Annotated in this window: 12 protein-coding genes; 7 read left to right on the top strand and 5 right to left on the bottom strand. The window is 38.3% G+C overall.

Annotated features, from left to right (window positions below; translation table 11 throughout):
* Positions 1-72 precede the first annotated feature (72 nt).
* The 3 genes from RUH60_RS10950 to RUH60_RS10940 are packed head-to-tail and all read left to right on the top strand — an operon-like array spanning position 73 to position 1512.
* Positions 73-699, top strand: coding sequence for an SCO family protein (locus RUH60_RS10950; RefSeq protein WP_313808252.1), 627 nt, complete (start codon positions 73-75; stop codon positions 697-699).
* Positions 699-1280 carry a DUF420 domain-containing protein gene (locus tag RUH60_RS10945; RefSeq protein WP_313808250.1) on the top strand — a complete coding sequence of 194 codons (582 nt, stop codon included), beginning with the start codon at positions 699-701 and terminating at the stop codon, positions 1278-1280. Before RUH60_RS10950 ends, RUH60_RS10945 begins: the two co-directional genes overlap by 1 nt.
* Positions 1270-1512 carry a hypothetical protein gene (locus RUH60_RS10940; RefSeq protein WP_313808248.1) on the top strand — a complete coding sequence of 81 codons (243 nt, stop codon included), beginning with the start codon at positions 1270-1272 and terminating at the stop codon, positions 1510-1512. Before RUH60_RS10945 ends, RUH60_RS10940 begins: the two co-directional genes overlap by 11 nt.
* Before the next feature lie 30 nt (positions 1513-1542).
* On the opposite strand, the gene RUH60_RS10935 is transcribed toward RUH60_RS10940, so the two are convergent.
* Entirely contained in the window at positions 1543-2934 is a 1392-nt protein-coding gene (locus RUH60_RS10935; protein ID WP_313808246.1) for a DUF4403 family protein, read from the bottom strand.
* A 147-nt stretch (positions 2935-3081) separates the two neighbouring features.
* Here RUH60_RS10935 and RUH60_RS10930 point away from each other — a divergent pair, with 147 nt between their 5' ends.
* The 3 genes from RUH60_RS10930 to tsaB all read left to right on the top strand — a co-directional run bounded on the left by RUH60_RS10930 (position 3082) and on the right by tsaB (position 6600).
* Positions 3082-4530 (top strand): TolC family protein, encoded by a 1449-nt coding sequence (locus tag RUH60_RS10930; protein WP_313808244.1) that lies wholly within the window; start codon positions 3082-3084, stop codon positions 4528-4530.
* 2 nt (positions 4531-4532) lie between these two features.
* Entirely contained in the window at positions 4533-5837 is a 1305-nt protein-coding gene (locus RUH60_RS10925; RefSeq protein ID WP_313808242.1) for an efflux RND transporter periplasmic adaptor subunit, read from the top strand.
* 88 nt (positions 5838-5925) lie between these two features.
* Positions 5926-6600: a tRNA (adenosine(37)-N6)-threonylcarbamoyltransferase complex dimerization subunit type 1 TsaB gene (tsaB, locus tag RUH60_RS10920; protein WP_313808240.1), complete on the top strand. Its 675-nt coding sequence runs from the start codon at positions 5926-5928 to the stop codon at positions 6598-6600.
* Here the strand turns inward: tsaB and RUH60_RS10915 are convergent.
* The 4 genes from RUH60_RS10915 to RUH60_RS10900 all read right to left on the bottom strand — a co-directional run bounded on the left by RUH60_RS10915 (position 6590) and on the right by RUH60_RS10900 (position 10622).
* Positions 6590-7360, bottom strand: coding sequence for a mechanosensitive ion channel domain-containing protein (locus RUH60_RS10915; protein WP_313808239.1), 771 nt, complete (start codon positions 7358-7360; stop codon positions 6590-6592). The genes tsaB and RUH60_RS10915 overlap by 11 nt on opposite strands.
* Positions 7361-7366: 6 nt before the next feature.
* A complete protein-coding gene (locus RUH60_RS10910; protein WP_313808237.1) occupies positions 7367-9385 on the bottom strand; it encodes a thioredoxin domain-containing protein in 2019 nt (672 codons plus the stop codon).
* A 58-nt stretch (positions 9386-9443) separates the two neighbouring features.
* Positions 9444-9647 carry a dodecin family protein gene (locus RUH60_RS10905; RefSeq protein ID WP_313808235.1) on the bottom strand — a complete coding sequence of 68 codons (204 nt, stop codon included), beginning with the start codon at positions 9645-9647 and terminating at the stop codon, positions 9444-9446.
* Positions 9648-9722: 75 nt separating this feature from the next.
* On the bottom strand, positions 9723-10622 hold the full coding sequence (locus RUH60_RS10900) for a NifU family protein (protein ID WP_313808233.1): 900 nt from the start codon (positions 10620-10622) through the stop codon (positions 9723-9725).
* A 134-nt stretch (positions 10623-10756) separates the two neighbouring features.
* On the opposite strand from RUH60_RS10900, the gene RUH60_RS10895 reads away from it, so the two are divergent.
* On the top strand, positions 10757-12476 hold a 1720-nt coding region (locus tag RUH60_RS10895; RefSeq protein ID WP_313808231.1), incomplete at its 3' end, for a choice-of-anchor L domain-containing protein.

The following is a 12476-nucleotide window of genomic DNA, read 5'->3' as shown; positions in this document are numbered from 1 at the left end:
CAGATGATGTGAAAGTAATTTTAGCCGAATACCGTTTGGCTCTTAAACGAAACAACAAGCGAAAAATTTAATATGAAAAATAAATCGTATATCGGAATATCTTTTATTATTCTGCTGTTCGGGATTTGGGCAGTACCAAAAATCGTAGCCAAATTTCAGAAATCAGACATGCATACGGTTGGACCCGTTCCGAAGTTTGCCCTGACAGACCAGAACAACAAGAAAATTTCCAATGAAGATTATTTGGGAAAAGTATATGTAGTCGAATTTTTCTTTTCCACGTGCCCGACGATTTGTCCGCGTATGAATCAAAACATGTTGCAACTGCAAAAAGAGTTCTACGGAAAACCAGATTTCGGAATTGCATCCATTACCATCGACCCCAAAACCGATACATCGGAGCAATTGAAAAAACACGCTGAGCAATTAGGCGTGAAGCACTACAATTGGCATTTCTTAACGGGTGATAAAGACTATATTTACAAATTGGCTCAAACTGGATTCAATTTATATGCAGGTGAAAATTCAAATGTAGCTGGAGGTTTTGAACATTCTGGTATGTTTGCCTTGGTGGATAAAGAAGGAAATATCCGTTGTCGTAAAGACGAATTCGATAATCCGATTTTGTATTACGACGGTTTAGAACAACCTGGCATCGACATGTTAAAAGAAGATATTAAGAAATTAATGGAAGAATAATGGAGCAATCAGTAGAAAAAAAATACAATAAATGGATTGTAGTGTTGTCGGTAGCTATTCCATTAGTAGTGGCAATATTGTTTAAAGTCAAGTTGAAAGATTTTGGTTTTGATGTAGAACCACTTTCTTTTTTACCACCAATCTACGCCACTATAAATGGTATAACAGCGGTATTGTTGTTGGTTGCTGTGTGGGCTATCAAAAATGGAAACCGTAAACTTCACGAGCGTTTGGTGAAAATTGCGATTGGCTGTTCTGTGGCTTTCTTGGGAATGTATGTGGCATATCATATGACATCTGATTCAACCGTTTTCGGAGACATTGATCATAATGGTGTCTTAGAAGCCGAAGAAGCGATTGCTGTTGGGAAATCAAGATTATTGTATATTATTATTTTGCTGACACATATTTTGCTGTCCGTTGTAATCATTCCTTTTGTACTGATTACCTATGTGAGAGCGTTGGCGGGTAATTTTGAACGCCATAAAAAGATAGCAAAAATTACTTTTCCGTTGTGGTTGTATGTTGCTGTTACTGGTGTTGTGGTTTATTTAATGATTTCACCGTATTATGCGCATTAACACTATAAAGTTGCTGCTTGTTGCGGTTTTTTTAATTGGATTGACTTCTGATGTGCAAGCGCAATGTGCGATGTGCCGTGCTGCTTTGGAAAGTGAAGAATCTGGTGTGTTGCCCGAAGCTGTAAATGACGGGATTGTCTATTTGATGGCGATTCCTTACATCCTTGTGGCTACAATAGGTTATGCCATTTACCGATTGAAATACGGAAAGAAGAAAAACGAATCAAAATAAAAAAAGCAGTGTTCAACACTGCTTTTTTGTTTATTCCATGCCGTCAATTTTTACAGACATTTGTCCTGAAGTTTTGATGAAAGCAATGATGGCTTTGTCGGTTAGTTCCACTTTATCAAAGACAAAATCACTGAGATTTCCGTTTACAAAAACACCTTTCATCGGAGAATAATTGTTGAGATACGGCTCCATATTTTTCTTTCCTTCATCTAAATTTCCTTTGATGGAGTACCGACAGCTCTCCTGAATTTTGCGTAAAATCATCCCGCTTAAAAGCCAGTTGGCCGTTTTGGTTAGCGCACCTTTGGTGTTCAAAACATAATCCATCTGATCGAAATAGATTTCCTTGGTCACAGCATTATAATTCGGGAATCCGGACAAATAAATGGTTCCGTTTACGCTTCCCAACATGTCTAAAGCAATAATCATTTTGCCGTCTTTGTGCCATAAATCCACTTTTTGAACCGTTATTTTTCGACTTCCGGAAGCAAAAGTTTGCCCCTGGAAGTTTTTGGTCAGAATTCGGGAAGCACTTTCGTAAGTTGAAACAGCAGCAACAGTGGCTTCAACTTTATTCGGCATTTTGGATACCGGTTTCAGAACAATATTTTCTTTTTTGAACGTATTCAGTGGTTGTTGCCCGACGATGGTTTGCATGCTGCATTTTAAGCCCATATCCATCGTGATTTTATTTTTGGATAGAACAGCATCGGTAACATACAATTCTGTCGGAATCAATTTGAACCAGGTTTCGTATTGTTCACTTGTGATAAACGGCGTACTTAGTTTTTCTAACACGCCTAAAACCTGAGGCTTAAAATCAGTCGATTTGTTGATGGCATCGTCAATTTTTTTGGCGATTTTAGCTTTAAAAATGCGTAGCGTAGGATTTACAAGATACGTAATCGGAATGTGGCGCCCTTTTACCTCAATGGACGGACTTTCGCTCCATTCAAAATCCTGAATAACCGAAGTAGTAGACAGTTTCCAATTCGATAATTTGGCGTCACTCAGTAATTTGATGGTTCCGTTTAGCGTGATATCCTTCTTGTCGTTTAAACCTAGATATTCGGTGCCATATTTTACGCGAATCCAGATTTTCATGGGTAAAACCGATTCGATTTTGCCGTCTTTCTCGCTTAATTTTACAGGAGCCTGTTTCCAGATTTTCATCTCGGTATTGTCGTCGGCAATGATACTGTCGTTATAAATTAATCCGGTTAAAACTTTGTTCAGTTGGTTTTCGACTTCTTTAATCGGGACTTCAACCGGCATGGCAACAAATGAAGTGGTGGTTTTGTAAACCATCGGGGAATTATCGCTAGGTGTAGGTTTTAAAGCTTCAATTTTTTTAGCCGATGAACAGCTGATTAAAGTAAAAAGTGCAAAAAATACCGAAAAGACAGTTAGATAGGATTTCATAAATCGTTAGTGTAAATCGGTGTAAATGTAAAATTTTTATTGGTTCACGCTGTAACTTTTTGTACGGAAATGCGTCTAATTTGTTTTACGAATAAGAGATTACACGCAAACTACTATCTTTGTATAGCTCTTTTCAATTGAAAGCCTATGAAAAGTTTCTCTGCAGCAAAATGGCTGCTAACCGGTTTGTTGTTTGTGACGTATCAGTCGCAGGCACAAACAGCTAAAAAATGGACGCTCGACGAATGCGTTGAATATGCCTTACAAAAGAATATTTCCATTAAAAATTCTGAGTTAGACAAACAAGTAACCGAGATTAATAAAAAAGATGCTATCGGTAATTTTTACCCTTCGATAAACGGACAAGCATCGCATTCCTGGAATATTGGTTTAAACCAGAACATTACCACCGGTTTGTTGGAAAACCAGACGACACAGTTTACCTCTGCAGGTGTAAATGTTGGTGTTGATATTTACAAAGGATTGCAAAATCAGAATCAGTTGCGAAAAGCAAATTTGAGCATTATTTCGTCGCAGTATCAGCTGACCAAGATGCAGGAAGATGTGTCTTTGAATGTGGTTAATGCTTATCTGCAGATTATTTTCAACAAAGAAAATTTGAAAGTGCAGCAGGAGCAATTGGCTTATGATACCAAGCAACAAGAAAGAACTCAAGAATTGGTTGATGCTGGTGTTGTTCCGAAAGGCGATCTGTTAGATGCAAAAGCGACTGTAGCAACCGATAACCAACGTTTAATTGCTGCGGAAAATGCGCTGTTGATTTCCAAATTGAGTTTAGCACAATTGCTGCAATTGGACGAATTTCAGGATTTTGACATTGCCGATGCCGAAGTTCCGGTAGAAAACAGCACCGTACTTTTAGAAGAAGCTAAAACAGTATACGAAAAAGCCAAGCAAAATAGAACTGAAATTCTTTTGGCAGCTAATAACGTAAGTATTGCCGAAAGTGATTTGAAAATTGCGCGTGGAGCTTATCAGCCTACGTTACAAGGATTTTACAGTTTTAGTACGCGTGCCGCTTATGCCGATAGAGTCGTTGGATTTGAGCAAGATGCTGCTAACCCTAATTCGGTAATCGGATTTGTGGATGGAACGAATCAGTTGGTAATGCAGCCTAATTTTTCTCCTGTATTAGGAAAACCAAAATCAGTTTTTGACCAATTTAGTGAGAACAAAGGGCAGAATTTTGGTCTTTCATTAAATGTTCCTATTTTTAATGGATTCTCCGTGCGAAACAACGTACAGCGTTCAAAAGTAGCGTTGGAGCGTTCCAAAATTGCCTTAGAACAAAGCGAATTGGATTTAGAACGTACCGTTTATACCGCTTACACCGATACCAAAGGTGCTTTAAAATCATACGAAGCGGCAGTTGCTACGTTAGAATCTAGAGAACAAGCTTTCAATTACGCCAAAGACCGTTACGAAGTAGGCTTGATGAATGTTTTCGATTTCAATCAGGCACAAACCTTGTACGTGAATGCGCAATCAGAAGTATTGCGAACCAAATACGATTATATTTTCAGAACCAAAATATTAGAATTCTACTTCGGAATTCCACTTTACAAAAAACAATAACCATGACAAAGAGAACAAAATTTTTATTATTCGGAGCCGTTGGACTGATTGTGCTTTTACTTGTTTTAAGCAAAGCAGGCGTTGTAGGAAAGAAAGATGAAGGAAAAGAAGTAGAAACGGCTAAAATTGATGCGATAACCATCGTGGAAACCGTATCGGCTACCGGAAAAATCCAACCGGAAGTAGAAGTTAAAATATCATCCGAAGTATCCGGAGAAATCATTGATTTGCCGATTAAAGAAGGACAAACGGTTAAAAAAGGTGATTTGTTGGTGAAAATCAATCCGGATATTTATGTGTCTGGTGTGAACAGAACCGTTGCATCCTTATCTACTACCAAAGCAGGGTTAAGCCAGGCAGATGCTCAGTTAAAAGAAGCCAAAGCGAATTATGACCGTAACAAGCGTTTGTTCGAAAAAGGAGTAATTTCCAAATCCGAATGGGACAAAGTGGTTTCTTCCTACGAAGTGGCTCAGGCGAGCAAACAATCGGCTTATTACAACGTGCAAAGTGCCTCGGCAACTGTAACCGAAGCGAAAGATAATTTAGGAAGAACCACAATTTATGCTCCGGCTGACGGAACCATTTCCAAGTTGGATGTAGAGTTGGGAGAGCGTGTTTTAGGAACTCAGCAAATGGCTGGAACCGAATTGTTACGCGTCGCAAACCTGAATAACATGGAAGTGGAAGTGGATGTGAACGAAAACGACATCGTTAAAATCAGTATTGGAGACGAAGCTAAAATTGAAGTGGATGCTTATTTGAAGAAAGAATTCAAAGGAATTGTAACGAGTATCTCCAATTCCTCTACAGCGACTACAACCGCAGATCAGGTAACGAATTTCAAAGTAAAAGTTCGTATTCTGAAAGAATCATATCAAGATTTAATGGAAGGAAAACCAGCTAATTTCTCGCCATTCCGTCCAGGTATGACGGCTACTGTAGATATTATCACGACAAGAAAAGAAAATATTTTAGCAGTTCCGATTAGTGCTGTAGTAATGAAATCAGATACGTCTTCCGTGAAAAAAGATGTAATGGAAGAGTTGGAAAAACAACAGGAAGAGAAAGTGAAAGGCTCAACCGATAAGAAATTCGAATGTGTTTTTGTGAAAGAAGGTGATAAAGCCAAAATCCGCATCATCAAAACCGGAATTCAGGACGACACCAATATTGAAGTGCTTTCCGGACTGAAAAAAGGCGATGTTGTCATCGTCGGTCCTTACACTATGGTAACCAAAGAGTTGATGCCAGGCGATAAAGTAACGATTAAGGCTAAAGGAGCCGAAGAAAAAGAGAAGAAATAATTTTCAGATATAGTATTCAAGAATCCAGGCTAAGGTCTGGATTTTTTGTTTCCCCGTCAATCCGCTATCTTTGCAACAAATTAAGATTATGACTTATATTTTAAATCTTGAAACGGCTACTAAAAATTGTTCAGTGAGTGTTGCGCTTGACGGCAAAACAATCGTTTGTCTTGAAGTGGCGGAAGAAGGCTATTCCCATGCTGAAAAACTACATGTGTTCATCGAGCAGGCGTTGCAACAAGCCGGAATTACATTTCAGGATTTAAAAGCCGTTGCGGTAAGTCATGGGCCGGGTTCTTACACCGGATTGCGTATCGGAGTTTCGGCGGCAAAAGGTTTGAGTTATGCTCTAAATCTTCCTTTATTGGCAACCGATACTTTGGAAGCTTTAGCTAGAAAAATTCAGGTTGAAGATGGCGAAATAATTGTTCCGATGATTGATGCCCGTCGTATGGAAGTTTTTTCGGCAACGTTCAATTCATCTTACGAGAAAAAAGAGGAAACAAAAGCTGAAATTATTGACGAAAACAGCTATTCCAATTCAGAAGAAAAACTGCATTTGGTGGGTGATGGTGCTTCAAAATGTAAAACGGTTCTGACTTCAGAAAATGTTATTTTTCACGATGAAGTCATTTATCCGTCCGCAAACGAAATGAGTAGGATGTCTTTTGAAAAATTTCAGAAGAAAGATTTTGTAGACGTGGCTTATTTTGAACCTTTTTATTTGAAAGATTTTGTACTGACAACCAAATCTAAAGCGTAACAAATTCTTTGCTTTGCGCCAAAATTTCAGAATTTACTTTGGCAAAATCACCATTTTTCACCCAAATTTTTACGCTAAAATTAACGGTAGCTTCTGCTAATTCATGAACGGTAACTTCCGGAGCTGGCTTTTTCAGTACTTTCGGATTTCCGGCGACAATCGCTTCTAAATTTTCTTTCACGGTTTTGATGTCAGAATCGTATTTGGTGCGAACCAATAAATCACTGCGACGAATGTCCATCTGCGAGTAATTTTTAATTTTTCCATTTGAAAGAATGCCGTTCGGTAAATACACAATTTGATTGTTGGAAGTCAGGATTTTTGTGGTGAAGATGTGAATTTCAATCACTTTTCCGGTTTCGGCTAAAGCTTCAATATTATCACCAACTTTAAATGGTTTGAATAGAATAATCAACATCCCGCCGGCAAAATTGGATAGCGAACCTTGTAATGACATACCAACTGCCAATCCGATGGCTCCTAAAATGGCAACAAAAGAAGAAGTTTCAATGCCTAATCGGGAAATTACCGTAACGAAAAGTAAAATACGAAGTCCCCAAATTAGAATATCTGAAGCGAACTGGATCAAAGTGGGTTCCAATTCTCTTTTAATCATTATCCGCTCGACTATTTTTCGAGTGATTTTGATACCCCAAATACCAACAATCAAAATGATGATGGCCGAAACCGCTCTCGGGGAATAGTCAATTAAAAAATTGAAGTAATGCGCGAACAGGTTATCTATTTTTTGAATTTCCATAGAATTTTACAATTGGATTGCTGCTATAGTTTCTTTCAAAGAAGTTAAAGGCATCTGGCAGCTTTTGTTGCGGCAAATATAAAACAACTCCTTGGCTTGTTCAAACCTGTTTTGTAGAAAAGGAATATTGCTTTCTAAAGTATTTCCGGCAAGAAAAACATGAGGAAGATATTCCTTATTTAAAGTTTGAACCGATGCAAGTGCTTCTGAACCACAAACAGCCAATTCCTGTTGTTGACCGGATAAATTCAGCCACAGATTCAGCCAGTTCGAAAACGCGGACGGATAATCCATATACGGAATCATGTTGTGCAGCATCTGGAATGCCGTTTTTTCGTAATACGTATTGTGAAACAAAATGCTTAACAGATACAAATTGTTCGCCATTACCGAATTGGAAGCCGGAATAACGTTGTCTTCCGTTTCAAAATGTTCGGCTATGAGTTGTTTGCTTTTTTTTGAATTGAAGGCGAAAAACTGTTTGTCGGAATCGTAAAAATGTTCAAAACAATAATCGGTCAGTTGTTTGGCGTGATGCAGATACGTTTCGTTTAGTGTGGCTTGATACAGCGAAATAAAGGCTTCAATAGTCAGCGCGTAATCTTCTAAAAAACCTTCAATAGTACTTTTTCCGTTTTTGTAGGAATGCCACAAATGGCCTTGTTCCGACCATTGTCTTTCAAGAATGAATTGTGCATTTTTTTCGGCCGTCTCAAGAAACTTTACATTTCCTAAAGCTTTGTAAGCTTCTGCAAAACCTTTTGTCATAATGGCGTTCCAAGAGGTTAGTGATTTGTCATCCAATCTTGGTTTTGGGCGGTTTTCTCGTACTGTAAAAAGCAATTGTTCCCAGTTTTTTTTCTTCTGCTGCAATTCGGTTTCACTCAAGTTAAATTGTGAGGCGATTTTTTTTAACGATTGCTTTTGAATCAAAACATAATTGTCGTGTTCCCAATAGCCAAAATCGTTGATATTAAAAACTTCGGAAAACAAGGCGAGATCGTCTTGTAAAATCTGTTGGAGTTGTTCTTTTTTCCAAACGTAAAAAGCGCCTTCTTCCAATTCGCCAATTTCGTTGATACTATCAGCATCTAATGCGGAAAAGAACGCGCCTTCCGGAGTTGTCAGCTCTCGTTCGACAAAAGCGAATGTTTTTTCGATAACCTCTTTGTAAATTGGATTTTTTGTCCGTTTGTAGGCTTCCGAATATAAAGTGATTAACTGACCATTGTCGTACAACATCTTCTCAAAATGTGGTACATGCCATTTCATATCCACAGAATAACGGCTGAAACCGCCATCAACAGTGTCGAACAAGCCACCATACGCCATTCGGGTTAAGGTCAAATCGACGAAATCAAGTAATTCGGTGTCTTTTTTTTGAAAACCATAACGTTGTAAAAACAGGTAATTGTTTGGCATCATGAATTTTGGAGCTCGCGAATAACCGCCAAATTCCCAATCAAAACTTTTGCGCCATTTGTCAATTAATGGTTTGAGGTCTTCAGTGTTCAAAGGAGTGTCAGACGGATTTTTTTCCACGACGCTTAAAACCTGGATGCCTTGATGTAGTTTTTCTGCATAGTCCACCATCTTTTCAGGATTGTTTTCGTAGAGATTTTGCAATTGCTGTAAACTGTCCATCCAATCATCTTTTCCGAAATAGGTGCCGCCCCAAACCGGTCGTCCGTCTGGTAAACAAACTACATTTAAAGGCCAACCGCCTTGCTTGGTCATCAGCTGAACCGCTTTCATGTACACAGCATCCACGTCCGGTCGTTCTTCTCGGTCTACTTTGATGGAAATGAAGCTGTTGTTCATTACTTCGGCAACACTATCATCTTCAAAACTTTCGTGTTCCATCACATGACACCAATGACAGGCCGAATATCCTACGCTGATAATCAGTAATTTATTTTCGGTTTTAGCGGATTCAAGACTGTTGTCATTCCACGCTTTCCAATGAATCGGATTGCTGGCGTGTTGTAATAAATATGGGCTGGTTTCTAAGTGTAATTCGTTCATAAGTGCAAAAAAAAAAAGCGTCCCAATCGGACGCTTAAAGATACGTTGTTTTTGAAAACTATTTGATTTCAAAAGTGAGTTTCATGTTTACTCGGAATTCGGTTACTTTCCCTTCATCGTTTACAACAGCGCTTTGCTCTTGAATGTATACGGAACGGATGTGTTTTAAGGTTTTCGATGCTTCAGCCACGCCTTTTCGAACAGCTTCTTCCCAACTGGTTTCAGAACTGGAAAGGATTTCAATTACTTTTAATACTCCCATAATTTCGATTATTTAAAGTTAAGAATCTAAAGTTAGGAAGTAATTTTTGAAAATCAAAGCTTACAAAACTATAAATTAACCGTTTACTGCTTCTACTTTAATGCTCGAATCGTGTAACATTTCGCGCAACATGTTTTCAATACCGTTTTTCAATGTAAAGGTTGAGGATGGACAACCGCTACAAGCACCTTGTAAAACCACTTTTACTTTGCGCTCGGTTTCGTCAAAGGATTGGAAAGCGATATTACCACCGTCAGATTGTACTGCCGGTTTTACATATTCTTCCAATATATTGATGATTTGCTGTGAAGTAGCATCTAAATTTTCAAAATAAGCTTCCTGTTGCTTTTCGTGGGAAGTGGTTTTTACGATTTGGGTTTCGTCGATTACGGTTTTGCCGTCTTCAATGTAATTTTTGATGAAACCCCTTATTTCTTGGGTGATTTCCATCCATTCTGCAATATCATATTTGGTAATGGAAACGTAATTTTCGTCAATAAAAACTTCTTTTACGAACGGAAATTGAAACAATTCTTTCGCCAAAGGTGAAGCTGCAGTTTCATCTATGCTTTTGGACTCCACCATCGTTTTGGTCAACATTTTGCTGGCTACAAATTTCATCACAGAAGGATTTGGCGTCGTTTCGCTATAAACGGTAACCGGAACTTTTTTGGTGGAAGATTCTTCAACGTTGATGATTTTTCCGCCTTTATCTACAAAGGTTTCAATTTCTTCGGCAACCAATTCTTTTACTTCGTCCCATTCTACAATTGAAAATTTTTCAATCGCTACAAAATTTCCTGAGATATATACCGTTTTAACAAAAGGAAGGTAAAATAACTTCTTGGCTAATGGGGAAGAAGTAGTTTCATCGATATTTTTAAACTCGAAATTTTGATTTTTGGTTATGAATTCCGGAAACTCAAATTTCATAATCGTCGGATTCTGAGTCTCTTTTATTGTAACTTTTAACATGATTTTGTGATTTTTTGCAAATTTAACAAAGATATAATTGCTGATTAAGTATATTTGGCATTTTTAAAGGAAAAATTAACATTATGATGATGTTAAGTTTTTATGATTGCCCATACACAACTAAATTATACTATATGAAAAAGAATTACTTTCTGTTACTATTGCTCCTGATAGCCAGTTTCGGGGGATATTCTCAGGCAGTAACCGTTAACGGATCCTATACTGCGCAGCAGTTGGTTGATGTTTTGATGGATACGCCTTGTGTTTCAACGAGTAATCATACAATTACTACCGGGACAAACTTTGGTTCTGTTAATGGTGTTGGTGTTTTTCAGAATACGAATCCTGGATTTCCAATGACAGCAGGTGTTGTTTTGACAAGCGGGGCTCTGACTGCAGTGCCAGGACCGGCTGCTCCAACATCTTCAGGAGGGAATTCTGCATGGGTAGGAGATACAGATATACAGTCAATTGTTAATGCGGTGCCTGGATTTGAAACTGATCAATCAAACAATGCTAGTAAGTTAGAGTTTGACTTCGTACCGCTTACCAATTCCATGAGTTTCGATTTTATCTTTGCTTCGGAAGAATATGACGGGGGAAGTTTTGAGTGTAACTATTCCGATGCCTTTGTGTTTATATTAACTGATTTGGTTACCAATGTCAAAACCAATTTAGCAGTTTTGCCAGGTACTTCGACGCCAATATTAGTTACTAATGTGCATCCGGATAATGGACAATCTTGTGGTGGTGCAAACCCGGAATATTTTGAGCAATACAACGCGGCAGGTTCTGCAATTGTGTTCGATGGTCAATTGGTATTAATGCAGGCTTCATCACCAGTAATTCCAGGAAGAGCGTATCATATTAAACTAGCGGTATCCGATTTACGAGATAATTCATGGGATTCAGCTGTATTTATTGGAGCAGGATCATTTAATGTTGGTCAGGCTAATCTTGGTGATTCATTGACTTTGTCGGCAGGAACAGCACTTTGTTATGGCGATACAAGAGTTCTAGATACAGGCTTAAATCCAGCACAGTATACTTTTGTTTGGTCTCAAGATGGAAATGTTTTAGCTACAGAAACAGGACCTTCAATTGTGGTTACAGAACCTGGATTATATGCAGTTACAGCGTCCAATACAGGAACTAGTTGTTCTTTGACGGATGATGTTCTCATTGAGTTTTATCCGGAAATGATTGTTGGGGAGCCAGACGATATCATTCAATGTGATAATAATGGTATACCCGTAGATTTTGATTTATCTATAAATGATGATTTCGTTGATCAAAGTATTTATTATGCGACTTATTATTTGTCTGAACAAGATGCTTTAGATGAGTTGAATCAAATCGGACCAATTTACTCTACTTTAGCACCATTAACTACGGTTTGGGTAAAAGTTAAAAATTTCGAGAACTCTTGTTATGTCTTGAAAACTTTTGATTTAATAATCAATCAGTGTGGCGCTAATCCAGTTGCCCCAGCAGACATCACTTTATGTGAGAACGCGTCGGGTTCTGGTGTAGCTATTTTTGATTTTTCTGCATTGAGTAATGATGTAGCTAGCAATCAAACAGGTTATACAATAACGTATCATCATACTCAAGCTGATGCGGATAACGACACGGGAGCTATTTCTCCTGACAACGCTTATCTTGGAACCAACGGCGAAGAGATTTGGATTCGTATGGAAGACAATACCGATTCAACCATTGATGGTGTGACATCTTTCCATATTTATGTATTGCCACTACCGGCAGTTACTATTTCAGGATCGATTACTATTTGCGAGGGTACTACAGGAACAGTAACTTTCAGTGGAACACCAAATGCAGTAGTAACCTATA

Origin of the sequence: Flavobacterium sp. (genome assembly GCF_032153895.1) — a bacterium.
Classification (GTDB): domain Bacteria; phylum Bacteroidota; class Bacteroidia; order Flavobacteriales; family Flavobacteriaceae; genus Flavobacterium.
Note: the sequence above shows the minus strand (reverse complement) of the source record. Positions and strands in the feature narration are given on the sequence as shown.

Bases quoted from the DNA above. Each gene is read 5' to 3' on its own strand.
- RUH60_RS10905 (WP_313808235.1), bottom strand. From the start codon at position 9,647: ATGGGAGTATTAAAAGTAATTGAAATCCTTTCCAGTTCTGAAACCAGT.
- RUH60_RS10900 (WP_313808233.1), bottom strand. From the start codon at position 10,622: ATGTTAAAAGTTACAATAAAAGAGACTCAGAATCCGACGATTATGAAA.
- RUH60_RS10915 (WP_313808239.1), bottom strand. From the start codon at position 7,360: ATGGAAATTCAAAAAATAGATAACCTGTTCGCGCATTACTTCAATTTT.
- tsaB (WP_313808240.1), top strand. From the start codon at position 5,926: ATGACTTATATTTTAAATCTTGAAACGGCTACTAAAAATTGTTCAGTG.
- RUH60_RS10930 (WP_313808244.1), top strand. From the start codon at position 3,082: ATGAAAAGTTTCTCTGCAGCAAAATGGCTGCTAACCGGTTTGTTGTTT.
- RUH60_RS10925 (WP_313808242.1), top strand. From the start codon at position 4,533: ATGACAAAGAGAACAAAATTTTTATTATTCGGAGCCGTTGGACTGATT.
- RUH60_RS10950 (WP_313808252.1), top strand. From the start codon at position 73: ATGAAAAATAAATCGTATATCGGAATATCTTTTATTATTCTGCTGTTC.
- RUH60_RS10940 (WP_313808248.1), top strand. From the start codon at position 1,270: ATGCGCATTAACACTATAAAGTTGCTGCTTGTTGCGGTTTTTTTAATT.
- RUH60_RS10910 (WP_313808237.1), bottom strand. From the start codon at position 9,385: ATGAACGAATTACACTTAGAAACCAGCCCATATTTATTACAACACGCC.
- RUH60_RS10945 (WP_313808250.1), top strand. From the start codon at position 699: ATGGAGCAATCAGTAGAAAAAAAATACAATAAATGGATTGTAGTGTTG.
- RUH60_RS10935 (WP_313808246.1), bottom strand. From the start codon at position 2,934: ATGAAATCCTATCTAACTGTCTTTTCGGTATTTTTTGCACTTTTTACT.